This window comes from Reyranella sp., assembly GCF_965229815.1.
GTDB lineage: Bacteria > Pseudomonadota > Alphaproteobacteria > Reyranellales > Reyranellaceae > Reyranella.
In genome coordinates, this window is record NZ_CBDDJN010000002.1 from 650,454 (window position 1) to 675,164 (window position 24,711).

Here is a 24,711-nt window from a genome sequence, read left to right on the forward strand (position 1 = left end):
GGCTGTCGGATGCGCGGCCGCCGCTTCGTCCTTCGGTCATAGAGGAGCCCGTCCCATGCTCTACGCCATCCTTTGCTACAATTCCGAGGAAGCGGTCGGCTCGTGGTCCAAGGAGTACCACGACGAGACCATGACCAAGCTGATGACGGTCCAGGGCCGGCTGGCGCGCCAGGGCCGGCTGGGGCCGGTCGCCCGCCTGCTGCCGACCACGGCGGCGACCACCCTGCGCAAGGGCAGGGAGGAGCTGGTGATCGACGGGCCCTTCGCCGAGACGAAGGAGCAGCTGCTCGGCTTCTACATCATCGACTGCGCCTCGCTCGACGCCGCGCTCGAGATCGCCAAGGAGCTGGCCAAGGCCAATCCCGGCACCGGCAGCTACGAGATCCGGCCGGTCGCCGAGCTCCACGACAACCGGCTGGCCGAGGCGCGGAAGCCGGCCGCATGAACGACGTCGGCTGGATCGACGCGGTGCTGGTCGCGGCGCGCCCCCGGGCGATGGGGGCCCTTCTGCGCTACTTCCGCGATCTCGATACGGCCGAGGAAGCCTTCCAGGAAGCCTGCCTGCGCGCGCTGAAGGCGTGGCCGCAGAACGGGCCGCCGCGCGACGCCGCCGCCTGGCTGATCTTCGTCGGCCGCAACGCGGCCATGGACGGGGTCCGCCGCCGCAACCGCGAGGTGGCGCTGCCCGACGAGGCGGCGCTGTCGGACCTCGACGATGCCGAGAGCCCGCTCGCCGAGCGGCTCGACGGCCAGCACTACCGCGACGACATACTCCGGCTGCTCTTCGTGTGCTGCCATCCCGACCTGCCGGCGACGCAGCAGATCGCGCTGGCGCTGCGCATCGTCTGCGGCCTGTCGGTCCGGCAGATCGCGCGCGCCTTCCTGGTGAGCGAAGCCGCCATGGAGCAGCGCATCACGCGCGCCAAGGCCCGCATCGCGGCGGCCGGCGTGCCCTTCGAGACGCCCGGCCCGGCCGAGCGCGCCGAGCGGCTGGGCGTCGTCGCCGCCATGGTCTACCTGGTGTTCAACGAGGGCTATTCGGCGCCGAGCGAGGAGGCGCGCGGCCGCGCCACGCTGGCCGAGGAAGGCATCTGGCTCGGCCGCCTGCTGCTGCGCGTGTTTCCCAACGAGCCCGAGGTGATGGGCCTGGCCGCCCTCATGCTGCTGCAGCAGGCGCGGGCGCCGGCGCGGTTCGACGCGGCCGGCGCGCTTGTGCTGCTCGAGGACCAGGACCGCCACCTGTGGAACGGCCCGCGCATCGCCGAAGGCCTCGCCCTGATCGACAAGGCGATGCGCCATCGCCGGCCCGGTCCCTACCAGGTCCAGGCCGCGATCGCCGCGCTGCACGCGCGCGCGACCCGCGCCGAGGAGACGGACTGGACGCAGATCGACCTGCTCTATGCCAATCTCGAGCGCCTGCAGCCCTCGCCGGTGGTGACGCTGAACCGCGCCGTCGCGGTCGGCAAGGTGCGCGGGCCGGCCGCGGCGCTGGCGATGATCGAGCCGCTGGCCGGGCGGCTCTCGGGCTACTTCTATTTCCACGGCGTGCGCGGCGCGCTGCTGCGCCAGCTCGACCGCCTCGGCGAGGCGCGCACCGCCTTCGACCGCGCCATCGCCCTCGCCGGCACCGCCGCCGAAGCCGCGCACATCCGCCAGCACCTCGATCATCTCGACCGCGAGACGGCCTGAAAAAAACCGGCCGGCCTGTCGGCACCGGCCTCCGCCGTTCGTCCTCGGGGCAGGCCAAGAGCCCGAACCCGTGGAGACCGACATGACCCAAGCCCTTCCCCCCGTCCTCGGCGGCGTCTGCCCCTATCTCGGCGTCAGCGACGCCGGCCGCGCCGCCGACTTCTACGTCAAGGCGCTCGGCGCCACCGAGGTGATGCGCATGCCGCCCGACGAGAAGGGCCGCTACATGCACATCCATCTCGTGGTCAACGGCGGCTCGCTGATGCTGGCCGATGCCTTCCCCGATCATGGCCATCCGCTGGAGACGCCTGGCGCCTTCACGCTGCATCTCCAGGTGGACGATGCCGATGCCTGGTGGAAGCGCGCGGTCGAAGCCGGCGCCGAGGCGCTGATGCCGGTCACCGACATGTTCTGGGGCGACCGCTACGGCCAGTTCCGCGACCCGTTCGGCATCCGCTGGTCGGTCGGCACGCCGATCCAGAAAGGCTGATCCGGCTCGTTGACCCGCTACCGGGCGTGCGCCTGGACGATCTCCAGGAACGCCGCCCCGTAGCGTTCGAGCTTGGCGTCGCCGACCCCGTGGATCTCGCGCATGGCGCGCGCGCTGCCCGGCCGGTGGGTGGCGAGTTCCGCCAGCGTGCGGTCGGAGAACACGACATAGGCCGGCACCTTCTGGGCCTGCGCGAGCTTGCTGCGCAGCGCCTTGAGCGCCGTCAGCAGCTCGACATCGGCCTCGTCGGCGACGACCGGCGGGGGCCGCCGCGCGTCGCGGCCGCCGCGTGCCGCCGAAGCCGCGAGGTCCTTGCGCAGCTCGATCGTCGCCTTGCCCTTGAGCACGCGCCATCCCTCGTCGGTGACCGACCAGCGGCCATGCTCGACGAGGTCCTGGGCGATCAGGCCGGTAGCCGAGAGCTGGCGGAAGATCGAGCGCCATTCCGCGGGCTTGCGGCCGGCGCCGACGCCGAAGGTCGGGAGGTTGTCGTGCTGGAAGCGCAGCACGTTCTCTGTGCGCTCGCCGGTCAGGATGGCGACGAGATGCTCCATGCCGAAGCGCTCGCCGGTTCGAACGATGGCCGACATCGCCTTCTGCGCGTCGATCGTGCCGTCGAACAGCTCGACGCCTTCCTGGCAGAGATCGCAGTTGCCGCAGGGTTCCGAGGCCTCGCCGAAATAGGCGAGCAGCGTCTGGCGGCGACAGCGCGGCGCCTCGGCGAGCGTCAGCAGGGCGCCCAGTCTCTGGCGCTCGATGCGCTTGCGCTCGTCCGACGAATCGCTCTGCTCGATCTGCAGGCGGCGCAGCTGCATGTCACCCAGCCCGTAGAGCGTCAGCGTATCGGCCGGCAGGCCGTCGCGGCCGGCGCGGCCGATCTCCTGGTAGTAGGCCTCGACGTTGGCCGGCAGGTCGGCATGGCAGACGAAGCGCACGTCGGGCTTGTCGATGCCCATGCCGAAGGCGACCGTCGCCGTCATCACCACGCCGTCGCGCTGCTGGAACGCATCCTGGTTGGCGTCGCGCACCGCCTTGTCGAGGCCGGCATGGTAGGGCAGCGCGTCGATGTCGGCCGCGCGCAGCGCCGCGGCCAGCTCCTCGACCTTGCGGCGCGAGGCGCAGTAGACGATGCCGCTCTCCCCGGCATGGGCGCGCGCGAAGGCGAGGGCCTGGCGGGTCGAGCGCTCCTTGGGCTTGAAGGCGAGCCGCAGGTTCGGCCGGTCGAAGCTGCGCACGAAGACGCGCGGCGCCATGGGGAACAGCTTGTCGACGATGTCGCTGCGGGTCGGGGCGTCGGCGGTCGCGGTGAGCGCCAGCGTCTGCAGGCGGCCGCCGATCTGGCGCGCGAGCGTGCCCAGCGTCAGGTACTCGGGCCGGAAGTCGTGGCCCCACTGCGACACGCAATGCGCCTCGTCGATCGCCATCATCGTCACGCGGCTCTCGGCCAGCATCTCGACCGTGTCGGGACGCGCCAGCCGCTCGGGCGCGAGGTAGAGCAGGCGCAGCTCGCCGCGGCGCATCAGGTCGAGGACGCGGGCATTCTCGGCCGGCTCGTTGCTCGAGTTCAGGCTGCCGGCCGCGACGCCGGCGGCCGTCAGCGCCCGCACCTGGTCGCGCATCAACGCGATCAGCGGCGACACGACGACGGTGAGGCCCGGCCGCGCGATGGCGGGAAGCTGGTAGCACAGCGACTTGCCGCTGCCCGTCGGCATGACGGCCAGCACGTTCTCGCCGGCCAGCACGGCACGCACGATTTCTTCCTGCCCCGGGCGGAAAGCGCCGAAGCCGAAGACCGAATGCAGCAGGGACGATGCGAGAGCGAGGGGGTCGGACATGTCTTCTTGGACGATTGCCTGCACTGTACAGGAGCGCGCGACGCGATTCCGCCCCATTCGATTCACCATCGGTTCGATTTACAGCCGTCGCTGCGAGATCGAGGGACGATCGTCGGCGCCGCTCCGTACTGACGACGGGGGAGCTCAACAAGGGCGTGGAGCCTCGTCATGAAAAAGTGGACTTCGTTCGGACTGGTCATCGCGGCAACGGCGATGGCGGCGACCCCTCTCGCCGCACAGCAACCCAGCCCGGCCTGGAACGGCTTCTATGCCGGTCTCAACGCCGGCGGCCTGTTCGGCAGCACCTCCTCGACCTTCGCCACGCCGTTCGGACCCGGCGGCTTCTCGGGCAGCGGCGCCGGCTTCGCGGGCGGCGCACAGGGCGGCTACAACTATCTCTTCGGTCCCGTCCTGCTCGGTGCGGAAGTCGACTTCCAGGGCTCGACCTACGCCTCGCAGCTGGGCGGCGGCAGCGGCGCCGGTCCGCTGGCCGCCACGACCTACACGCCGTGGTTCAGCACCATGCGCCTGCGCGCCGGCTATACGGTCGGCTCGGTGATGCCCTACGTGACCGGCGGCGCGGTGTGGGGCCAGCGCACCGTGAGCGGCGGCGGCGCCGGCATGCCCGCCTATTCGGCCAGCAACACCTACTGGACCTGGACGGTGGGCGGCGGCGTCGAAGGCATGATCGCCGACCGCTGGTCGATGAAGCTCGAATATCTCTACATGGGAACGCCGAGCACGGCGCTGCCGGTGGCGGCCACGGTGCCGGTGAGCGAGAGTACGAGCGGCAACCTGATCCGGCTCGGCGTCAACTATCACTTCTAGGCACGGCGCACGTTCCTCCCCATCGCGCCGCGATGGGGAGGTCTACGGCCGCTCTAATGCCGCGCGGCCTGGCCGCCGTCGAGCGTCATGACCACGCCGCTGATGTAGCTGGCGCGGTCGGAGGCGAGGAAGACCGCGAGGTCGGCGACCTCGTCGGGCTCGGCCGGCCGGCCGAACGGCATGTGCTTCGTCAGCTCGGGCCAGCGCTCGGGATCGCCGAACTGCTGCTCGGCCTGGCCGCGCAGCAGGGTCAGCATGCGGTCCGTGCGCGTGGCCGGCGGATTGATGGCGACCACGCGCACGCCATGATCGACGCTGCGCGAGCCGACGGCACGCGTGAAAGCCATCAGGCTGGCATTGCCCATCGTGCCGGTGACGTAATCGTAGTTGAAGCTCTCGCCCGCGAGGCCGATCACGTTCACCACCACGCCCTTCCTGCGCGCGTACATGCGCTCCAGCATGGCGCGGGTGGCGTTGATGTAGCCGAACACCTTGAGCTCCCAGGCCTCGCGCCACTTGGGCTCGGTCATGGCGAAGATGTCGCCGCGCGGGATGGCGCCGGCATTGTTCACCAGGATGTCGGCATGGCCGACCGCATCGACCACCGAACGCACCGTGTCGCCGCGGGAGAAGTCGGCGGCATGGATCTCCACCGGGACGTTGTGCCGGCTGCGGATCCTGTCTCGTGCCGCCTCGAGCGATTCCTTCGAGCGCGAGGCGATGTGCACCGCGCAGCCTTCGGCGGCGAAGGCCATGGCGCAGGCGAAGCCGATGCCGCGGCTGCCGCCGGTGATGAGAACGGTCTTGCCGGTGAGCTTCATGTCCATGGGCGTTCTCCCTCGCTTTTCAGGGAAAGGTCCCTCGCTGCGCTCGGGATGACACCGAGCCTGTCATCCCGAGCGCAGCGAGGGACCCTTCGTCATTCTTTCTAGAGCCGGTACGTGCTGTCGATCCGCGCCTTGCCGTCCTCGGTCTTCACCCGGCCGTCCTTCACCATCTGGACGAGATGCGCCAGCATCGAGCGGCCGGCGGCGGCGTGGAGGTGGACCGGCGTGTCGGCGTAGTTCTTCGCCACCATCTGCGGGATGGTCTGCGGGCCTTCCTTCAGGCGCGCCATGATCTGCGCCTCGCGGCCCAGCCGGTGCTCGATATAGGCCTGCACGAAGGGATTGGGATTGCGGATCTCCGCGCCGTGCGTCGGGATGTAGAGCGTCTCCTCGCGCGGCAGGAGCTTGCGCAGGGAGGCGAAATAGTCGGCCATGTTGCCGTCGGGCGGCGAGATCACGGCCGTCGACCAGCCCATGACATGGTCCCCCGACAGGAGCGCATTGTCCTCCTTCACCGCGAAGCAGAGATGGTTGGAGATGTGGCCGGGCGTGTGGACGGCCTCGACGTTCCAGCCGTCGCCCTGGATGACGTCGCCGTCGTTCAGCTTGATGTCGGGTGCGAAGGCGAGGTCGCCGAACTGCTCCGGCTTGTCGTCGCTCTCGGGCCGCGGATGGGGACCGAACGAATAGACCTTGGCGCCGGTCGCCCGGGCGAGCGCCGGCGTCGCCGGGACATGGTCGACATGGGTGTGCGTCACCAGGATATGCGTCACCGTCTCGCCGCGCACGGCGCGCAGCACGGCGTCGACGTGATCCTGCATGTCGGGCCCCGGATCGACCACCGCCACCTTGCCGTGGCCGATGATGTAGGTGCCGGTGCCCTTGAAGGTGAAGGGGTTGGGATTATGCGCCACGACCCGCCGGATCGTCGGCGTCACCTCCATCGCGGTGCCGTAGTCGAACTTGAAGTCCCTGATGAAGGGGATGCCGGGCATGCGCGGTCCTTCAGTTGGCGGGCGGCGTCAGCTTGTAGAGCGCGTTGCGCTTGTCCGAGCTGACATAGACGATGCCGCCGGCGCCGACGGCGACGCCGGTCGGCATCAGGGCCGGCGGGCCGCCGGGATAGGCATCGATGCCGATATCGAGGTTGGAGGCGATCACGGTCTTGGCGCCGGTCGCCGGATCGATGGCGACGACGCGCTTCTGGCCGACCTCGGCCACGAACAGCCGCCCCTCGGGCCCGATGGCGATTCCCTCCGGGCCGGCCAGGCCGTCGGCCACGACGCGGCGCGCGCCGGTCGCGACGTTGATCTCGGTGACGGCGCCGGCCGCGATCTCGGTGACGTACAGCAGGTCGTCCTTGCCGCGGGCCAGCCCGACCGGCGCCCGCAGCTCCTTGACGACGGTCGTGCGCTCCTTGCCGTCGGCGCTGACCTTGACCAGGTTCGAACTGCCGAGCTCGGCGACGTAGAGGGTTCCGTCCGCCATCTCGACGGCATCGACGGGCGCAGCGAACTCGCCGAAGGTCGCGACCAGCTTGCCGGACTTGCGGTCGACCTTCTCGACCGTGTTGGAGAACCAGCTCGACAGCACCACGTTGCGCGCGCCGATCGAGATGCCCGTGGGATAGGCGTGGGTCTCGCCGTGGACGCGCAGCACGTCGCGCACCGTGCCGGTGCGGCCGTCGACGGTCCGGTAGCTGAAGACGTCGGCGACATGCACCGTATCGACGCCATTGTCGCTGGTGACCGCGAGGTCGGCCGGCACCGCGAGCCTGCCCTCGACGATGGTCCGGTGCGCGCCGGTCTGCTTGTCGACGAGGTAGATGCCGTTGTCGGTCATCGACGTCACGAACAGCCGGCCGCGCGAATCGAAGGCGAGATTGTCGAGGCCGGGCTTCATCGACGCGACCAGCTTCTTGGTCTTGCTGGTCAGGCTGACGCTCCACACGCCGCCGGTGCCGGCATCGACGACGTAGACGTTGTCCTTGACCTGCGGGTCGATGTTGACGGCGGCGGGGATCTTGAAGCCCTCGGCGATCACCTCGCTGGCGCCGGTCTCGAGGTTGATCTTGACGACCTGACCCTTGAACCACAGCGGCCCGTAGAGGAAGCCGTCGTCCTTGTGGATCTCGAAGCCGTTGAGCCCGCCCATCTTCTCGGCGATGCGCCGCATCTCCGGGCGCTGCACCGGCTTGAAGTCGGGCTTGTCGGCGTTCTTGATGTCGATCTCGTAGAGCGCGTCGCCGAGGAAGACCTCCGACACGAACAGCCGTCCGTCCTTGCCGAAGGCGAGCGAGTTCGGCCCGCTCAGCCCGTTGGCGACCTCGATGACCTTGCCGTTGGGCCGGCGGATGTAGACCTTCCCGGTCAGGAAGCCGGTCCACGCCATCGTGCCGTCGTCGGCGAAGGCGATGTCGTCGGCCATGCCGGCCGGCGGTCCGACGAACGTGTCGACCTCGCCCGAATCGACCTGCACGCGGTACAGCGTCTGGCCGACCACCGAGCCTGCGAAAAGCTGGTCGTCCTTGTTGAAGGCCAGCCCGTGCACGCCGTGGAACCAGGAGCCGGGGACGAGGAACTGCTGGTCGTATTCCTTGGGAGCGGCCGGCTGCGCCACGGCGGCGCCCGCGACGGCAACCGCCATCACCAGCGACATGAAGAACCGCCCGCACCCCATCCCGTTGCCTCCCAGCCTTCTGCGGCGCGGACTTTAGACCGCGAGCATCGAGACTGTCATCCCGAGGCCGCAGGTCGAGGGACTTTCAAGCCGCAAAAAGGTCCCTCGCTTTCGCTCGGGATGACAGCGATGGGGTTTCGGCTAACATCGACGGTCGAAGAATCTAAGTGCATTCCGCAGGAGGAAAACATGGCAGGTCCACTTTCCGGGCTGACGATCGTCGAGCTGGCCGGCATCGGCCCCGGACCCATGTGCTCGATGATGCTGGGCGACATGGGCGCCGACGTGATCCGCGTCGACCGGACCAAGGCGCACGTGATGGACCGCCTGGCCGATCCGAAGTTCGCCGTGCACAACCGCAGCCGCCGCTCGGTATCCGTCGACCTGCAGAAGAAGGAGGGCGTCGAGGTCGTGCTGCGGCTGATCGAGAAGGCCGACGGCATCACCGAGCCGTTCCGTCCCGGCGTCGCGGAACGGCTCGGGCTCGGACCCGACGTCTGCCTGGCGCGCAATCCGAAGCTGGTCTACGGGCGCATGACCGGCTGGGGCCAGGACGGGCCGCTGGCCAAGGCCGCCGGCCACGACATCAACTACATCGCGCTGACCGGCGCCCTGCACGCGATCGGCGTCAAGGACAAGCCCGTGCCGCCGCTCAACCTCGTCGGCGATTTCGGCGGCGGCGGCATGCTGCTGGCCTTCGGCATGGTCTGCGGCCTCCTCGAGGCGCAGCGCTCGGGCAAGGGCCAGGTGGTCGACGCCGCCATGGTCGACGGCGCCGCGCTGCTGCTGGGCGGCATCTACGGCATGGCCGGTGCCGGCCTGTGGAACACCGAGGACCGCGAGACGAACATGCTCGACGGCGGCGCGCACTTCTACGGCACCTACGAGACCAAGGACGGCAAGCACGTCTGCATCGGCTCGATCGAGCCGCAGTTCTACGAGCTGCTGCTCGAGAAGACCGGGCTGAAGGGCGAGAGCCTGCCGGCGCAGATGGACCGCAAGGCGTGGGCGCAGCTCAAGAGCCGGCTGGCCGGCATCTTCCGCACCAAGACCCGCGACGAGTGGTGCGCCATCATGGAAGGCACCGACATCTGTTTCGCGCCGGTGCTCAGCATGAAGGAAGCGCCCGACCACCCGCACGCCAAGGCGCGCGGCGCCTATGTCGACGTCTCGGGCTTCCCGCAGCCCGCCCCGGCGCCACGCTTCTCGCGCACCCGGGAAGGCATCCAGGGGCCGGCCGCCAAGCGCGGCCAGCACACCGACGACGTTCTCGCCGAAGGCGGCTTCTCGCCCAAGGAGATCGGCGAGCTGAAGTCGGCCGGGATCGTGGGGCCGCAATGACCCCTGTCATCCCGAGCGACGCGGGGGACTTCTGCCCTTGCCGGAAAGCGCCCCCGCCGTCCGGGCCCGGGATGACACCATGATCCGCGCCTTCGAGCTGGCCGTCCGCCAGCTGGGCGATCCCCGGCTGCGCGGCGTCATCTGGTGGTCGCTGCTGCTCAGCCTCGTGATGCAGGTCGGCATCGGCGCGCTGGCCTGGTGGGGCCTGAAGTCGTTCGCCACCTTCGAATGGGCCTGGCTGAACCAGACCATCGTCTGGCTGAGCGGCGCCGGCGTGGTCGTGCTGGCGCTGATGCTCTTCCCGGCCAGCTTCGGCATCGTGATCTCGATCTTCATGGAACAGATCGCGGACATCGTCGAGGCCGAGCACTATCCGCAACTCGGGCCGGCCGACGGCATTCCGATCTGGACCGGCATCTGGACGGGCGTCGTCTTCCTGGTGGCGGTGATCGTGCTCAACCTCCTGATGCTGCCCTTCTACATCCTCGCCCTGTTCGTGGCGGGGCTGGGCGCCGTCCTGTTCTATGCCGTCAACGGCTGGCTGACGGGGCGGGTCTACTACGAGCAGGTGGCCCTGCGCCGCCTGCCGCCGGCCGAGGTCAAGGCGTGGCGGCGCGCCAATGCCGGCGTCCTGTGGCTGACCGGCGCCGTCATCGTCTTCCTGGGCACCATCCCGGTGCTGAACCTGATCGTGCCGGTACTGGGCGTGGCGGCCATGGTGCACGTCGCCCAGACGCTGCGGCCGCCCGCGACCGGGCGTCCCGTTAACCCGCCGCCGGCACCGCGCTAGACTGATGCGATGAAAGCTGGACTTGCCCTCGCCGCCTCGCTCCTCGTGCTGGGCGGATGCACCACCGGCAACGACCAGCAATATTCCCTGACCGGCGGGGAGAAGGGCGTCTTCTCCTCGCGCAATGCCGGATCGCCGATCCCGCTCGACCGCATCAAGGGCCTTGACGAGCACCAGCTGCTGGCGCTGTTCGGCCCCGGCGTGCTGGATCGCAAGGACGATCCGGCGCGCGCGCTGCGCTACCAGTCGGATGCCTGCGCGCTGTTCGTCTATCTCTACCGGCGCAGCGGCACGGCCTGGAAGGCCGAGTTCGCCGACGCCTACGACCTCCACCTGCGGCCCCTGCCGGTCGACCAGTGTGCGGGATCGGTCGCGGCGCAGAAGAAGCGGGTGGCCTGACCGTCCCTCCGGCGACGTCACGAGCCAGACCGGCGGACCGGCGCCCGGCTGACCTTGCCGTGTCACGACCGCGTGAAAGGACTCATCCGGTACGCCTCCCCGCCTCGTCTACTCATCGTCGAACAGGACGAGGAGACGCCATGACGTTCAAGACCAGGCTGGGAATTCTCGGCGGCACATCGATCGTGGCCTTCGCGGTCGCGGCCGCGACCGCCCAGGCCGCGACCCTGATCGGCCTCACCGCCGACAACCGGCTGGTGATGATCGACACCGCGACGCTGGCAGCCGCCGCGCCGATGGCGATCAGCGGAGCCGACAAGGTCGTCGGCATCGACCAGAGGCCGGCCGATGGCAAGCTCTACGGCCTGACCGAGGCGGGACAGCTCGTCACGATCGACCACAAGAGCGGCAAGGCCGCCGGCGGCAGCATGCTGTCGGAGAAGAAGGCGCTCGGGCCCCGTCCGGTGGTCGACTTCAACCCCGCCGCCGACCGTCTGCGCGTGATCGGCGCCGACGGCACGAACCTGCGCGTCAATGTCGACACCGGCGCCACCATCGTCGACAAGACGCTGAACTACGACGCCGCCGATTCCGCCAATGGCAAGACACCGACGGTGGCGGCCGGCGCCTACACCAACTCGGTCAAGGGCACCAAGAGCACCGAGCTGTATCACGTCGACGGCGGCACCGGATCGCTGGTGCTGCAGCATCCGCCGAACGACGGCGTGCTCAAGACCAGGGGCGCCGTCGCCGCTACCGGCCTCGCCGACGCCGCGATCGACGTCGACACGGAGACCGAAGGAAAGAACACCGCCTATCTCCTGGCCGGCGGGACGCTCTACACGGTCGATCTCGCCAACGGCAAGGCGACGGAGCTCGGCAAGATCAAGGGCATGAACGGCAAGGTCGTCGACATCGCCGTCTGGAAGTAGCTACTTCCCGCCGCGATCCTCGCGCCACAGGTCGAGCCGCTCCTGCACGGGGCGATCGGAGAAGGAGAAGAGCACCGCGTCGGTTCCGGCGCGGTGCTCGACTGTCGCCCAGCTCGGCACGACGAAATGGTCGCGCTTCTTCCAGCGGAAGGTCCGACCGCCGATCGTGCTCTCGCCCTCCCCCTCGACCACCGAGAAGACGGTGCCGTCGGTGCTGCGGTAGGGCGCGGTCTCGAAGCCCGCGGGCAGGAGCTGCATGAAGGTGCCCATGGTGGCGATCGGCGCGCCGCCGCTCGCCGGGTTGACGTAGCGCAGCTTGTGGCCGTGGCAGGGATCGGGCGGACCGGCCTTGGCGAGCCCGGCCAGCGCCTCGCGCGTGCGGGCGTAGGGATAGTTGAAGATCGGCGAGGTCTGGCGGCCGGGCTTCCAGTCGACCGGCAGCAGGCCCTGGGCGAAGCGGGCGTCCGACGTGCCCTCGGGCGTCGTGATCGGCTGCTCGTCGCTGTCGCCGTTCTCGGCGAAGCCGGCGTTGAACATCGCCACCAGCGGAATGTCGAGCCCGTCGAGCCAGACCATGGGCTCGCTCGATTCGTTGCCGTGGTCGTGCCAGGTCCAGGTCGGCGTGATGACGAAGTCGCCCTCGCGCATCACCGTGCGCTCGCCGTCGACGGCGGTGTAGGCGCCGTTGCCCTCGACGATGAAGCGCAGCGCCGACTGGGTGTGGCGATGGCTGGGCGCAACCTCGCCCGGCAGGATGAGCTGCAGGCCGGCATAGAGCGTTGGCGTGATGCAGGCGCTGCCGGACATCGCCGGATTCTCCAGGATGAGCACGCGGCGCACCGCTTCCTTGGCGGTGATCAGCGATCCCGATTCCATGAGGAACGGACGCACCGCGTCGTAGTCCCAGTGGGCCGGCTCGTAGCGCGGCGCCGGCCGCGGCGGCACGAGCTGATGCAGCGATTCCCACAGCGGCGCCATCGAGAGCCCGCCGATCCGCTCGTAGAAGTCGCGGCGCGCGTTGTTGCCGGAAGTTGGCCCGGCCATCCCCTACTCCGCGGCGGCGCGCAGGCCTGGCGCGAGCCGCGCGGCGGCGCGGGCCCGGCAGGCGGCGGCGAACGCGTCGAACAGCTTCCTCGACACCGGATTCTCCAGCGCCCGGTGCTCGGGATGCCACTGCAGGGCGAGCGCGAAGGCCGGCGCGTCGGGAACGCTGAAGGCCTCGACCTGGCCGTCCTCGGCGACCGCCTCGAGCCGGGCGCGCGCGGCCAGACGGTCGACGCCCTGGGCGTGCAGCGAGTTCACGGTGACGCGGCGCTCGCCCAGCAGCCGATGCAGCAGGCCGCCCTCGGCGATGTCGATGGCATGGGCCGGACCGTAGTTGACGTCGACGTCGGGCGTCCGCAGCGAGCGATGGTCGCGGCGGCCTTCGACCTCGTGCACGAGCTGATGGAGCGTGCCGCCCAGCGCCACGTTCATCTCCTGCGCGCCGCGGCAGATCGCGAACAGCGGCACGCCGCGCTCGATGGCATGACGGATCATCGGCAGAGTGGTGGCGTCGCGCGCCGGATCGTGCGCGGTGCCGTTGCGGCTCGCCGGCCCGCCATAGTGATGCGGCTCGACGTTCGACGGGCTGCCGGTCAGCAGCACGCCGTCCATGGCCTCGAGCAGCCGGTCGAGCGCTTCCGTCGTCGCGGCGACATCGCCGCCCAGTTCCGGGCCGATCGCCGGGACCAGGACCGGCAGGCCGCCGACGGCCTGGATGGCCGCCCGGACGTACTTCTCGCCGACCGTATGGTGCCAGCCGCCGCGGCCATTTTCCTTGAGACAGGCGGTGATGCCCACCAGCGGGCGCAGGGTTGCGGGCGACATGTCCTCAGCCGGGCCGTGCATGAAATAATCTTCTATAATCGTCACTGATCCGCTGCTTTGCAATCGGCCCGCCAATGCGTCTGCCCGCGCCTTGTGCAGTACAGCCCTGCGTGGTACCGCCCGCGCAGAAACAGCGAAAGAACGCCATGACCAACGTCCCCCCGCCGCAGACCCCGCCGCCCCAGCAGGCCCCCAACGCGCCGCTGATCATGCACGGCCAGTACATCAAGGATCTCAGCTTCGAGAACCCGCGGGCGCCGCAGAGCCTGATCGAGCAGACGCAGCCGCAGCTCACGCTGAACGTCCAGGTGACCAACCGCCAGTTCGACGCCAAGACCTTCGAGGTCGCGCTGTCGATCGAGGCGACCGCCAAGACGCCGAAGGACGAGCCGCTGTTCATGCTCGAGCTGGTCTATGCCGGCACGGTGACCCTGGGCGAGGTGCCGCAGGATGCGTTCGGCCCGCTGCTGTTCATCGAGACGCCGCGGCTGCTCTTCCCCTTCGCCCGCGCCGTCGTCGCCAACGCCACCCGCGAGGCGGGTTTTCCGCCGCTCAACATCGCGCCCGTCGATTTCGTGGCGCTCTACCGCCAGCAGCTCGAGGCCAATGGCGGCAAGGTCCCCGGCGTCACCGAAGGACCGGTCGGGCACGCCTGATCAGGCTCTCAGCCAGAGCGGCTCACTGATCTGGCTCAGAAAGGCAGCGTGGGCCGCGAGCTCGGCCGCGCTGGGCGCATGCGGCCGCGGCGGCCGCACCGGCCGGTCGGTTACCACCAGCACGCCGGCGATCGCGCCCCCTGCCTCGGCCGCCAGGCCGAGGTCGCGCTGGCGACCGCCGCTCAGCTCGAGATAGACCTCCGCCAGCAGCTCCGAATCGAGCAGCGCGCCGTGCTTGGTGCGGCGCGAATTGTCGATGCTGAAGCGCTCGCACAGCGCGTCCAGGCTGGCGCGCTGGCCGGGAAACTTGCGCCGCGCGACCGAGACCGTGTCGACATAGGCGTTGACCAGCTTCGGCCGCCCGACGCGCTCCAGCTCGGCGTTGATGAAGCCGATGTCGAACTGCGCATTGTGGATGACGAGCTGGGCGTCGCCGATGAATTCCATCAGCTCGTGCACCTTGTCGGCGAAAAGCGGCTTGTCGGACAGGAACTCGTCGCTTAGCCCGTGGATGTCCTGCGCGCCGGCCGGCATCAGCATCTCGGGATTGAAGTAGGCGTGGAAGGTCCGGCCGGTCGCTACCGTGTTGACGAGCTCGATGCAGCCGATCTCGACCACCCGATGACCGGCGAGAGGGTCGAGGCCGGTCGTTTCGGTGTCGAGGACGATTTCGCGCATCCCCGCCTTGTAGCCTATCCGCGGCGCGCCCGCGCGAGCCGGGCTGTGAATTTCTCCCGCCACGGATCGGGCGGCCAGGCGCGGCCGGGCAGCGCCTTCAGGCAGGAGACAGCGCGGACGAGCGCCGCCCGCGTCGGTGCCAGCCCCAGGCCGGTCGGGATGACGATATCGGCCTTGCGACGCTTCACGGCGTCCGGCACCTGCTGTCGCAGGATTCCCGCCAGCCGCTCCGGCGTCATGCCCGGCCGCGCCAGCACGCGGCGGCGTTGCAGGAAGGCCGGGGCGCTGACCACCAGCGTCGCGTCGACGCGACGCTCGCCCATCCCTTCGAACAGGAGCGGAATGTCGAGTACGACCAGCCTGTCGCCGCGCCGGGCGGCACGCCGCAGGAACGCCCGCTGGCGCTGGCCGACCAGCGGATGGACGATCGCCTCGAGGCGGCGCAGCGCCTCCTTGTTGCCGAACACGCGCGCGCCCAGCGCCTGCCGATCGAGCACGCCGTCCTTCACCACGCCGGGGAAGGCCGCCTCGATCGCCGGCAGGGCCGGCCCGCCGGGCGCCTGCAGCGCGTGCACGGCGGCGTCGGCGTCGTACACGGGCACGCCCATCTGCCGCAGCATGCGCGCGGCCGTGGACTTGCCCATGCCGATGGAGCCGGTCAGGCCGACGATCACCATCGCAGCGGGAACGCGTCGCGAGTCGGTCAGGGAACCAGGATGGTCTGGCCGGTCGTCTTGCGCGATTCGAGGTCGCGATGGGCCTGGGCCGCCTCGCCCAGCGGGTAATGCTGGTCAATAGCGATCTTGACCTTGCCGCTCTTGACCATCTTGAACAGCGAGTTGGCGCTGGCCTCGAGATCCTTGCGGGTGGCGGTATAGGCGCCGAGGCTCGGCCGGGTCAGGTAGAGCGAGCCCTTGGCGTTGAGGATGCCCGGCGACTGCGGCGGAACGGCGCCCGACGCGTTGCCGAACGAGCACATCAGGCCGCGCGGCTGCAGGCAGTCGAGCGAGGCATTCCAGGTGTCCTTGCCGACGCCGTCGAACACGACCGGCACGCCCTTTCCCTTGGTGATCTTCTTCACCGCGGCGACCACGTCCTCCTTGGTGTAGTCGATCACCCACTTGTACCCGTTCTTCTTGGCCAGCGCGGCTTTCTCGGGCGAGGAGACGGTGCCGATCGCCTTGTAGCCGCGCGCCTTGGCCCACTGGCCGAACAGCAGGCCGACGCCGCCGGCCGCGGCGTGGAACAGGACGATGTCGCCCTTCTTCAGCCAGGGCTTGGCGCAGTGGTCGACCAGGTACTCGGTGGTCATGCCCTTCAGCATGATCGCGGCGGCCTGCTCGTCGCTGACGCCCTTCGGTACCTTCACGAGCTGGTCGGTGCCCATGAGGCGCTCCTCGCAGTAGGCGCCCAGCACCCCGCAATAGGCGACGCGATCGCCCTTCTTGAAGCCCTTCACCCGCGGGCCGACCTCGACGATCACGCCGGCCGCCTCGCGGCCCACGGCGTTGGGCAGCGGCGTCTGGTAGAGGCCCGAGCGCGTGTAGACGTCGATGAAGTTCAGCCCGATGGCGGTCTGCCGGACCTTGACTTGGCCGGGGCCGGGCTTGCCGACATCGACCTCCTCGAGCTTCATCTTCTCGGGTCCGCCATTTTCATGCATCAGGATCGACTTGGACATTTCTTGCTCCCCGTTCTCGGCCTTCCGGCAACGCCCATGGGCGAAAGGCGTCGAGTATAGTGGCGGGCCCGGCGCGCGCCAGCCTGTCCCGAGAACGGGAGCCCTTTCGCGGGAGATTCGATGCAGAGACGCCGCTTCATCCTGAGCGCAACCGGTGCCCTGGCGGCACCGGCGATCGCGCATTCCCAGGACGTGATGACGAGCAACGGGACGCGCTACCGGCTGGTCACCCTCACCCGCGATCTCGAGCAGCCCTGGTCGATCGCCTTCCTGCCCGACGGGCGCCTGATGATCACCGAGCGGCCGGGCCGCCTGCGCGTCTTCGCCAACGGCCGGCTGGAGCGCGCACCGGTCGGCGGCCTGCCCAGGGTCTACGCCCGCGGCCAGGGTGGGCTGCTCGACGTCTGCCTGCATCCCGGCTTCGCCGGCAACCGGGTGCTCTATCTCTCCTACTCCGCCGAAGGCGCCGGCGGCGCCGCCACCACCGTCGCCCGCGCCGAGTACCGGGACGGCAGCCTGCGCGGTCTCGCGCGGATCTTCGAGGCCCTGCCGCGGACCTCGGGCGGCCTGCATTTCGGCTCGCGCCTGGCCTTCGATCGCGCCGGCCTGCTCTACGTGACGGCCGGCGAGCGCTACCAGATGCAGCGGGCGCAGGACCTCGGCGACCTCGGCGGCAAGATCCTGCGGCTGCGCGACGACGGCTCGGTGCCGCCCGACAATCCCTTCGTCGGACGGGACGGCGCGCGGTCGGAGATCTTCACCTGGGGCCATCGCAACCCGCAGGGACTGGCGATGCACCCCGTCACCGGCCGCATGTGGGCCGTCGAGCACGGCCCGCGCGGCGGCGACGAGCTCAACCTGCTCGAGGCCGGCGCCAATTACGGCTGGCCGCGCGCCACCCACGGCATCGACTACAGCGGCGCCGTCATCAGCCCGAACAAGAGCCTGCCCGGCATGAAGGACCCGGTGAGGGTCTGGGTGCCCTCGATCTCGCCCAGCGGCCTCGCCTTCTACACCGGCAATCGCTTTCCGGCGTGGCAGGGCTCGGCCTTCACCGGGGCGCTGTCCAACTTCGCGCTGTTCCGCATCGGCGTGGACGGCGAGCGCTGGACCGGCGAGGAGCGATTGCTCGCCGACCGGCTTCCCTATATCCGCGACGTGCGCGAGGGGCCCGACGGGCTCCTCTACATCGTCACCCATGCCGACGACGGCGGCCTCTATCGCCTCGAACCGGCCTAGAACGCGTCCATGGCCCCGCCTGCCCTCATCCTCGCCTCCGCCAGCCCGTCCCGGCGCCAGATGCTGCTGAACGCCGGCCTGTCCTTCGACGTCGAACCGTCGGGCGTCGACGAGGACGAGGTGAAGCTGAGCCTCACCGCCGAGCGCGCCTCGGCGCGCGACGTCGCCAGCACGCTGGCCGAGATGAAGGCGCTCCGCGTGTCGCAGCGCCGCCCGGACGCGCTGGTGATCGGTGCCGATTCGACGTTGGCCTGCGAGGGCCGGCTGTACGACAAGCCCGGGACCCTTGCCGCCGCCCGCGACCAGCTCGCGGCGCTGGGCGGGCGCACCCACGAGCTCGTGTCCGCCGCCGTCGTGGCGCGCAATGGCGCCCGCCTGTGGCATACGGCGCAGGCCGGCCGTCTCACCATGCGTCCGCTCAGCCCGTCCTTCCTGGATGCCTACCTGGCGCGGGCGGGCGAGGCGGTCTGCGCCTCGGTCGGCGCCTACCAGCTCGAAGGTCTGGGCGCCCACCTGTTCAGCCGCATCGACGGCGACTATTTCACCGTGCTCGGCCTGCCGCTGCTGCCGCTGCTGGTCTTCCTCGCCGGGCACGGGATCGGCCTGGAGGCCTCGCCATGAACGCGTATGAAAAGCTCCTGGAGGAAGCCGCGGGCCGGCCGTTCGCCGCCATCGTGGGCTGGCCGGTCGAGCATTCGCGCTCGCCGGCCCTGCACGGCTACTGGCTGAAGCACCACCGCATCGACGGCTACTACGGCCGCCTGCCGGTCGAGCCGCGCCGCGCCGCCCTCGAGGAACTCGTGGCCTTCCTCAAGCGCACGCCCAACGCCCGCGGCTGCAACCTCACCCTGCCGCACAAGATCGAGATCATGCCGCTGCTGGACCATGTCCATGCGGGCGCGGCCCGGATCGGCGCCGTGAACACGGTGATCAAGCGTCCCGACGGTACGCTCGAAGGGCGCAACAGCGACGGGTTCGGCTTCCTCGAGGCGCTGCGCTACAACGCGCCGCACTGGCGCCCGCAGGCCGGGCCGGCGGTCGTGCTGGGCGCCGGGGGCGCCGCCCGCGCCGTCGTGGCGGCGCTGGTCGATGCCGGCGTGCCCGAGCTGCGGCTGGTCAATCGCACGCGCAGCACCGCCATCGACCTCGGGGTCGCCTTCACCCCGTCCGACGGCCGCCAGATCGTCATCGAGGCGTGGCAGGATCGCGCCGAGGCGCTGGCCGGCGCAAACCTGCTCGTCAACACCACGTCGCTCGGGATGAAGGGCCAGCCGCAGCTCGACCTCGACCTCGCGCACCTGCCGCACACGGCGGCGGTCTACGACATCGTCTACGTGCCGCTCGAGACCGCGCTGCTGGCGGCGGCCCGGGCGCGCGGCAATCTCTGCATCGACGGGCTCGGCATGCTGCTGCACCAGGGCCGGCCGGGCTTCGAGGCCTGGTTCGGCGTCGCGGTCGACGTCACGCCCGAGCAGCGCCGCGCCGTCGCCGTCGACCTGGGGCTGTGAGCATGGATCCGGCACCGCCCGAGGGCTTCGAGCCGCTGTTCCGCACCAGCCCCTTCCTCGAGCACAACGGGCCGTTCTTCTGGCGCGACAACGGCGACGGGACCTTCGTGGTCGGCCTGCGCATCCTGCCACGCCACGCCAACGCGCGCGGCAGCGCCCATGGCGGCCTGCTGATGACGCTGTGCGACATTGCGCTGGGCTACCGCACGACCCGCAGCCGCACGCCGTCGCCGATGCTGACGACGGCCAGCGTCACGACCGACTTCGCGGGTTCGGCCAAGGTCGGCGACTGGGTCGAGGCCCATGTCGACGTCCACAAGGTCGGCGGGCGCCTGGCCTTCGCCAACTGCTACCTGATGTGCAACGGCGAGCGCATCGTGCATGCGTCCGCGGTCTTCGCCCGCAGCGGCGACCGGCCTGCCTGAAGCACGAACACTTCAGCCCGGTTCGTCGTCCCAACCGGAGCGCAAAGCGCGAAGTGGAGGGACCTTCCCTCCACAATATTCGGCTTGTCGTAGAAACGAGGTCCCTCCGCGCGGCCCGAGTTTATCCCGAGCGAAGTCGAGGGGGGCCTTGGTCGGGACGACGGCGAAACTCCGGCCAGGTCTATCGCTGCAACCGTCTACTGGTTCATCGAGCTGAAGAAGTCCTGGTTGGTCTTCGCCGTGCGCAGCTTGTCGAGCAGGAACTCGATGGCATCGACGGCGCCCATCGGCATGAGGATGCGGCGCAGCACCCACATCTTCGACAGCGTCGCGCGGTCGACCAGCAGCTCTTCCTTGCGGGTGCCCGACTTGGTGATGTCGATGGCCGGGAAGGTGCGCTTGTCGGCGACCTTGCGGTCGAGGATGATTTCGGAGTTACCGGTGCCCTTGAACTCCTCGAAGATCACCTCGTCCATGCGGCTGCCGGTGTCGATCAGCGCCGTGGCGATGATGGTGAGCGAGCCGCCCTCCTCGATGTTGCGCGCGGCGCCGAAGAAGCGCTTGGGCCGCTGCAGGGCATTGGCGTCGACGCCGCCCGTGAGCACCTTGCCGGAGCTGGGGACGACGGTGTTGTAGGCGCGGCCGAGGCGCGTGATCGAATCGAGCAGGATCACCACGTCCTTCTTGTGCTCGACCAGGCGCTTGGCCTTCTCGATCACCATCTCGGCGACGGCGACATGGCGGCTCGCCGGCTCGTCGAAGGTCGAGCTCACGACCTCGCCCTTCACCGTGCGCTGCATGTCGGTCACTTCCTCCGGCCGCTCGTCGACGAGCAGGACCATGAGGTAGACCTCGGGATTGTTGGCCGTGATGGCGTGCGCGATGTTCTGCATCAGCACCGTCTTGCCGGTGCGCGGCGGCGAGACGATCAGGGCGCGCTGGCCCTTGCCGATCGGCGCGATCAGGTCGATCACGCGGGTCGAGATGTCGAGCTGCTGCTGCGGCGTCGAGGCCGCCTTCTTGGTGAGCGTGCCGGTCCGCCGGCCGGTGCTGACGCGGCCGGACGAGGTGGCGCGCGAGCTCGACTGCTCCTCGGAGATGGTCGGGGCCATGACGCCCGCGCCTTCCATCTCGAGCTTCAGCTTCTCGTCGGGATAGAGCGGGGTCAGCGAATCGAAGTTGATGCGGTGGCGCAGCGACTCGGGATCGTCGAAGTTGACCTTGTTGATCTGCACCATGGCGAAGTAGCGCTCGCCGTCCTTCGGCGCGCGGATCTCGCCCTCGACCGTGTCGCCGGTGCGCAGGCCGAAGCGGCGGACCTGGGTCGGGCTGACGTAGATGTCGTCGGCGCCGGGAAGGTAGTTGGCCTCCATCGAGCGCAGGTAGCCGAAGCCGTCGGGCGCCACCTCGATGGTGCCGCTGCCGAAGATCGCCTGGTCGGCGGCCGCCAGCTTCTGGAGGATGGCGAACATCAGCTCCTGGCGGCGCATCATGGCGGCGCCTTCGACGCCCTGTTCCTCGGCGAAGGCGAGGAGCTCGGGCGGTTTCTTCTTCTTGAGGTCTTCGAGATTCATGTTCTTTGGTCGGGTTCAGGGGAAATGACGCACGCGCGCGGAGCCGCCCAGAGCGGAAAGTCCAAATTGCATCGTGTCGGTCTAGGTGGAGCCCCGTCGATCACCGCCGGGAGGCGGCGCCAGGGGCTCCGGGTGGCCGGTATGTACAGGGACCGTCCGGGCCTGTCAAAGCCGTCTTGGACCGGCCGCCGGGCCCGTCGAGAGCGCCTTCTGACCGCCATACGCGGCGGCCCGGCGCTTCATCGCCGGCTCGCCCGGACGGCCGGCGGCGCCTTCAGCCCTTCTTCTCGGCCAGCATCTCGGCGTAGCGGAAGATCTCGGTATGGTCGGCGCCCTTGCCCAGCTTGCCGTCGGCGTCGCGCCAGTAGTCGACCGCCTGCTGCAGCATCGGCACGTTGAGCTCGAGATGGCGCGCGACCTCGCCCGCGGTCCTGAGATCCTTGGCCATCAACGCCGTCGTGAAGCCGGCGGCGAAGTTGCGCGGCACGACGAACTGGCGACCCTTGACTTCGGTGGCGTTGCTCTTGCCGGTCGAGGTGTTGAACACGTCGACCATGGTGCCGGGGTCGAGGCCGAAGGCCTCGCCGACCACCAGCGCCTCGCACATCGCCATCAGGCCGGCCGCCGAAAGGAAGTTGTTCAAGGCCTTCAGCGCATGGCCGGCGCCGGCCGGGCCGCAGAGCGTGATCGTCTTGCCCATGGCGGCGAAGGCCGGGCGCGCCCGCTCGAGATCGGCGGCCGAGCCGCCGACCATGATCGACAGCGAGCCGTCGATGGCGCGCTTCACGCCGCCCGACACCGGCGCGTCGAGCAGGGCGACGCCCGACGCAGCGAGGTCGCGGGCGAGCTTCTGCGTGTCGACCGGATTGGACGAGCTCATGTCGATGGCGATCGTGCCCGCCGCCATGCCTTCGCGCGCTGCATCGCGGCCTTCGATCAGCGCCTGCCGGACCGCCTTGCCGTCAGGCAGCATGGTGATCACCGCATCGGCCCCCTGGACGGCAGCCTTCGGCGAGGCCGTCGCCAGGGCCGAGGGATGGGCGCCGATGAAGTCCGACACCGCCTTCTGCGACAGGTCGTAGAGGCGCAGCGTGAAGCCGGCCTCGGCGAGGCGTGCCGCCATGGGACGGCCCATCATGCCCAGCCCGATGAAGGCGATGGTGGCGGGCGGCGAAAGCGTGGTCATGCGGCGGTCCCCGACGTCAGGTTCTGGTGCGTGAGGTCGTATTCATAGAGGGGCAGCGTGCGGCCGGGAATGGCGTCGGACGGCGCGTTTCGCAGGAAGCGCGCGCCCAGCCGCTCGTAGAAGGCGGCGGCATGGGGATCGGCGAGGATGGTGAGGCGCCGGGCGCCGAGGCCGCGGGCCAGCGCAGCCGCCGCCGCGAACAGGCGCCGGCCCGCGCCGCCGCCGATCGCCGGCGGGTCCACGAACAGGGCATCGAGATCCGCCACCTCCCCGTCCGGCCGCACGCAGGCCATGCCGACCGCGCGGCCGGCTTGGTCGACGGCGACCAGAACGCGACCGGCGGCGACATCGTCGACGCTGACCGCGAGCGACGACATGCATTGCGCCATGAATGCGCGGTCGTAGCCCCAATGCGCCTTTGAGCGCAGGCAGAGCGCGGTGAGGCCGGCCTCCTCGCCGGCCGCGGCGAGACGGATCGACACCTTGGTCATGCCATCGCCGGAACGGCGCCTCCCGCAATTCTCCGCCGAAACGTCAGGGGAGTGCGGCCTGGGCCGCACTCCCCGCGGGATCAGATCCCGCGTTCCTTGAAGACCGCGCTGGCGGTCTTGAAGGCGTCGAGGCTGGCGGGGATGCCGCAGTAGATCGCGACCTGCAGGAAGATCTCCTTGATCTCCTCCTTGCTCAGCCCGTTGTTCAGTGCCCCGTTGATGTGCAGCTTGAGCTCGGGGCCGCGGTTGAGCGCCGCCAGCATGGCGAGATTCAGCATCGAGCGCGTCTTCTTGGGCAGGCCCGGACGGGTCCAGACATAGCCCCAGCAGTATTCCGTGGTGACGTCCTGGAACGACATCATGAAGTCGTCGTTGGCGGCGCCCGCCAGCGAGTTGTCGACGTAGCCGGCGCCCAGCACGGCTTTGCGCACCTTCATGCCCTCGTCGTAGAGCTTCTTGTTGCGCGGGTTGGGCTTGGCTTTCTTCGCTGCTGCCTTGGCTTTGGCCTTGGCCATGGTCCGACTCTCCTCCGGTTCAGTGAACGGAGCGGAGCCTAGAGCATCGCGAGTCCCGCTGGAACCGGCCGAACGCGTCTTGCCAATCCGGCCGCGCGATCAGCCCAGTCGATCAGATCGTGAGCTGCCCGTGGGCCTGCTGGCGGACGGCGGTGGCGGCGAGGCCCTTGGCCCGCGCCGCCTGGCAGAGATCCTCGATGGTGATGTTGTCGAGCTGCGCCATCATGTCGTCGCGCAGCTTCTCCCACATCGGCCAGACGATCTCGTGGGCGAGCGGCGAGCCGGTCGCCGGATCGTTGGGTTCCGTCTCGGCTTCCAGCCGGCGCACCACGCGCACCACCTCGCCGAGAGTGATGGAGCCCTGGTCGCGGCCCAGCCGATAGCCGCCGCGCGGGCCGCGCTTGCCGGAGAGGATTCCGGCCCGCACCAGATGCTGCAGCACCTGCTCGAGATATCGCTTCGGGATGCGCTGCCGCTCGGTGATGTCGCCGCTGCGCACCGGGTGCTCGCCGACATGGTAGGCCACGTCGAGCACGGCCTCGATCGCAAACATGGTCTTCTTGCTCAGCCGAGGCATTGGCAGCGTCACTCCTCAGGCGTTTCTGGCCGGTCCGACTCCCACCCCTGTTGAGCCGAAACCACCGGCGCCGCGTGCCGTCCGATCGAGCTCGCCGACCTCACGCCACGCTGCCCGGGCATGCCGGGCCACAATCATCTGTGCAATTCGCATGCCGCGCGTGATGCGAAACGGCTGGTTCGACAGGTTGACCAGGATGACGCCGATCTCGCCGCGATAGTCGGCATCGATGGTGCCCGGCGCATTGGCGACGGTGATGCCGCTCTTGGCCGCCAGTCCCGAACGGGGACGCACCTGGGCCTCGAAGCCCACCGGAAGGGCGATGGCGATGCCGGTCGGCACGATCTGGCGTTCGAGCGGCCCGAGCACGATCTCGCCCTCGATGGCGGCCAGCAGGTCGGCGCCCGCCGCCGCGGCCGTGGCGTAGGCCGGCAGGTCGAGATCGCGGGCATGCGGCAGCCGGACCACCTCGATCTCCACGATCTCTACCCCCGTCATGTCC

General features: G+C 69.7%; 28 protein-coding genes. 13 read left to right on the forward strand and 15 right to left on the reverse strand.

Annotated features, from left to right (window positions below; all coding sequences use genetic code 11):
* The first annotated feature begins 55 nt into the window (after positions 1–55).
* The 3 genes from ACO073_RS03645 to ACO073_RS03655 all read left to right on the forward strand — a co-directional run bounded on the left by ACO073_RS03645 (position 56) and on the right by ACO073_RS03655 (position 2,179).
* A complete protein-coding gene (locus ACO073_RS03645) occupies positions 56–445 on the forward strand; it encodes a YciI family protein (protein ID WP_421995364.1) in 390 nt (129 codons plus the stop codon).
* Positions 442–1,689 (forward strand): RNA polymerase sigma factor, encoded by a 1,248-nt coding sequence (locus tag ACO073_RS03650; protein WP_421995366.1) that lies wholly within the window; start codon positions 442–444, stop codon positions 1,687–1,689. Before ACO073_RS03645 ends, ACO073_RS03650 begins: the two co-directional genes overlap by 4 nt.
* Positions 1,690–1,771: 82 nt before the next feature.
* Positions 1,772–2,179: a VOC family protein gene (locus tag ACO073_RS03655; RefSeq protein WP_421995368.1), complete on the forward strand. Its 408-nt coding sequence runs from the start codon at positions 1,772–1,774 to the stop codon at positions 2,177–2,179.
* Positions 2,180–2,196: 17 nt separating this feature from the next.
* Here ACO073_RS03655 and recQ read toward each other — a convergent pair whose 3' ends face one another.
* Positions 2,197–4,014: a DNA helicase RecQ gene (gene recQ, locus ACO073_RS03660; protein ID WP_421995370.1), complete on the reverse strand. Its 1,818-nt coding sequence runs from the start codon at positions 4,012–4,014 to the stop codon at positions 2,197–2,199.
* 168 nt (positions 4,015–4,182) lie between these two features.
* On the opposite strand from recQ, the gene ACO073_RS03665 reads away from it, so the two are divergent.
* Positions 4,183–4,842: an outer membrane protein gene (locus ACO073_RS03665; RefSeq protein ID WP_421995372.1), complete on the forward strand. Its 660-nt coding sequence runs from the start codon at positions 4,183–4,185 to the stop codon at positions 4,840–4,842.
* A gap of 53 nt (positions 4,843–4,895) precedes the next feature.
* Here the strand turns inward: ACO073_RS03665 and ACO073_RS03670 are convergent, their stop codons facing one another.
* The 3 genes from ACO073_RS03670 to ACO073_RS03680 all read right to left on the reverse strand — a co-directional run bounded on the left by ACO073_RS03670 (position 4,896) and on the right by ACO073_RS03680 (position 8,327).
* Complete coding sequence (locus ACO073_RS03670; RefSeq protein ID WP_421995374.1) at positions 4,896–5,669, reverse strand: SDR family oxidoreductase; 774 nt, start codon at positions 5,667–5,669, stop codon at positions 4,896–4,898.
* A 101-nt stretch (positions 5,670–5,770) separates the two neighbouring features.
* Positions 5,771–6,664: an MBL fold metallo-hydrolase gene (locus ACO073_RS03675; protein WP_421995376.1), complete on the reverse strand. Its 894-nt coding sequence runs from the start codon at positions 6,662–6,664 to the stop codon at positions 5,771–5,773.
* A gap of 10 nt (positions 6,665–6,674) precedes the next feature.
* Positions 6,675–8,327 (reverse strand): hypothetical protein, encoded by a 1,653-nt coding sequence (locus ACO073_RS03680; RefSeq protein ID WP_421995378.1) that lies wholly within the window; start codon positions 8,325–8,327, stop codon positions 6,675–6,677.
* A 210-nt stretch (positions 8,328–8,537) separates the two neighbouring features.
* Here ACO073_RS03680 and ACO073_RS03685 point away from each other — a divergent pair, with 210 nt between their 5' ends.
* The 4 genes from ACO073_RS03685 (at position 8,538) to ACO073_RS03700 (ending at position 11,810) form a co-directional block, all read left to right on the forward strand.
* Positions 8,538–9,689: a CaiB/BaiF CoA transferase family protein gene (locus tag ACO073_RS03685; RefSeq protein WP_421995380.1), complete on the forward strand. Its 1,152-nt coding sequence runs from the start codon at positions 8,538–8,540 to the stop codon at positions 9,687–9,689.
* Between the two features lie 79 nt (positions 9,690–9,768).
* On the forward strand, positions 9,769–10,479 hold the full coding sequence (locus ACO073_RS03690) for an EI24 domain-containing protein (RefSeq protein WP_421995382.1): 711 nt from the start codon (positions 9,769–9,771) through the stop codon (positions 10,477–10,479).
* A 9-nt stretch (positions 10,480–10,488) separates the two neighbouring features.
* Positions 10,489–10,878: a hypothetical protein gene (locus tag ACO073_RS03695; protein ID WP_421995384.1), complete on the forward strand. Its 390-nt coding sequence runs from the start codon at positions 10,489–10,491 to the stop codon at positions 10,876–10,878.
* Between the two features lie 140 nt (positions 10,879–11,018).
* A complete protein-coding gene (locus tag ACO073_RS03700) occupies positions 11,019–11,810 on the forward strand; it encodes a DUF4394 domain-containing protein (protein ID WP_421995386.1) in 792 nt (263 codons plus the stop codon).
* Here the strand turns inward: ACO073_RS03700 and gtdA are convergent, their stop codons facing one another.
* A complete protein-coding gene (gene gtdA / locus ACO073_RS03705; protein ID WP_421995388.1) occupies positions 11,811–12,854 on the reverse strand; it encodes a gentisate 1,2-dioxygenase in 1,044 nt (347 codons plus the stop codon). It lies immediately after the preceding gene.
* A 3-nt stretch (positions 12,855–12,857) separates the two neighbouring features.
* Positions 12,858–13,700, reverse strand: coding sequence for a gamma-glutamyl-gamma-aminobutyrate hydrolase family protein (locus tag ACO073_RS03710; protein ID WP_421995390.1), 843 nt, complete (start codon positions 13,698–13,700; stop codon positions 12,858–12,860).
* Positions 13,701–13,825: 125 nt separating this feature from the next.
* Here ACO073_RS03710 and secB point away from each other — a divergent pair, with 125 nt between their 5' ends.
* Entirely contained in the window at positions 13,826–14,335 is a 510-nt protein-coding gene (gene secB / locus ACO073_RS03715) for a protein-export chaperone SecB (RefSeq protein WP_421995392.1), read from the forward strand.
* Here secB and dnaQ read toward each other — a convergent pair whose 3' ends face one another.
* The 3 genes from dnaQ to ACO073_RS03730 are packed head-to-tail and all read right to left on the reverse strand — an operon-like array spanning position 14,336 to position 16,694.
* Positions 14,336–15,013 (reverse strand): DNA polymerase III subunit epsilon, encoded by a 678-nt coding sequence (dnaQ, locus tag ACO073_RS03720; protein ID WP_421995394.1) that lies wholly within the window; start codon positions 15,011–15,013, stop codon positions 14,336–14,338.
* 14 nt (positions 15,014–15,027) lie between these two features.
* Complete coding sequence (gene coaE / locus ACO073_RS03725) at positions 15,028–15,690, reverse strand: dephospho-CoA kinase (protein ID WP_421995396.1); 663 nt, start codon at positions 15,688–15,690, stop codon at positions 15,028–15,030.
* A 26-nt stretch (positions 15,691–15,716) separates the two neighbouring features.
* Positions 15,717–16,694 (reverse strand): quinone oxidoreductase family protein, encoded by a 978-nt coding sequence (locus ACO073_RS03730; RefSeq protein WP_421995398.1) that lies wholly within the window; start codon positions 16,692–16,694, stop codon positions 15,717–15,719.
* A 120-nt stretch (positions 16,695–16,814) separates the two neighbouring features.
* On the opposite strand from ACO073_RS03730, the gene ACO073_RS03735 reads away from it, so the two are divergent.
* Genes ACO073_RS03735 through ACO073_RS03750 form a run of 4 tightly spaced genes read left to right on the forward strand, consistent with a single transcriptional unit; the run spans position 16,815 to position 19,866 of the window.
* Positions 16,815–17,933, forward strand: coding sequence for a PQQ-dependent sugar dehydrogenase (locus ACO073_RS03735; RefSeq protein ID WP_421995400.1), 1,119 nt, complete (start codon positions 16,815–16,817; stop codon positions 17,931–17,933).
* Between the two features lie 9 nt (positions 17,934–17,942).
* The gene (locus ACO073_RS03740; protein WP_421995402.1) at positions 17,943–18,554 is read left to right on the forward strand and encodes a Maf family protein; all 612 of its coding nucleotides are present in this window, start codon (positions 17,943–17,945) and stop codon (positions 18,552–18,554) included.
* Positions 18,551–19,441, forward strand: a complete 891-nt coding sequence (locus ACO073_RS03745) for a shikimate dehydrogenase (protein WP_421995404.1) — start codon at positions 18,551–18,553, stop codon at positions 19,439–19,441. The genes ACO073_RS03740 and ACO073_RS03745 overlap by 4 nt, the downstream gene beginning before the upstream one ends.
* Positions 19,442–19,443: 2 nt before the next feature.
* A complete protein-coding gene (locus ACO073_RS03750; protein ID WP_421995407.1) occupies positions 19,444–19,866 on the forward strand; it encodes a PaaI family thioesterase in 423 nt (140 codons plus the stop codon).
* Between the two features lie 197 nt (positions 19,867–20,063).
* Here ACO073_RS03750 and rho read toward each other — a convergent pair whose 3' ends face one another.
* From rho to dut, 6 genes are all read right to left on the reverse strand, one after another.
* A complete protein-coding gene (gene rho / locus ACO073_RS03755) occupies positions 20,064–21,440 on the reverse strand; it encodes a transcription termination factor Rho (protein WP_421995409.1) in 1,377 nt (458 codons plus the stop codon).
* Positions 21,441–21,714: 274 nt separating this feature from the next.
* Positions 21,715–22,626 carry an NAD(P)-dependent oxidoreductase gene (locus tag ACO073_RS03760; protein ID WP_421995411.1) on the reverse strand — a complete coding sequence of 304 codons (912 nt, stop codon included), beginning with the start codon at positions 22,624–22,626 and terminating at the stop codon, positions 21,715–21,717.
* Positions 22,623–23,117: a GNAT family N-acetyltransferase gene (locus ACO073_RS03765; protein WP_421995413.1), complete on the reverse strand. Its 495-nt coding sequence runs from the start codon at positions 23,115–23,117 to the stop codon at positions 22,623–22,625. The genes ACO073_RS03760 and ACO073_RS03765 overlap by 4 nt, the downstream gene beginning before the upstream one ends.
* 80 nt (positions 23,118–23,197) lie before the next feature.
* Positions 23,198–23,554, reverse strand: coding sequence for a carboxymuconolactone decarboxylase family protein (locus ACO073_RS03770; protein WP_421997389.1), 357 nt, complete (start codon positions 23,552–23,554; stop codon positions 23,198–23,200).
* A gap of 190 nt (positions 23,555–23,744) precedes the next feature.
* Positions 23,745–24,209 (reverse strand): RrF2 family transcriptional regulator, encoded by a 465-nt coding sequence (locus ACO073_RS03775; RefSeq protein WP_421995415.1) that lies wholly within the window; start codon positions 24,207–24,209, stop codon positions 23,745–23,747.
* 15 nt (positions 24,210–24,224) lie between these two features.
* Positions 24,225–24,707 carry a dUTP diphosphatase gene (dut, locus tag ACO073_RS03780; protein WP_421995417.1) on the reverse strand — a complete coding sequence of 161 codons (483 nt, stop codon included), beginning with the start codon at positions 24,705–24,707 and terminating at the stop codon, positions 24,225–24,227.
* Positions 24,708–24,711 lie beyond the last annotated feature (4 nt).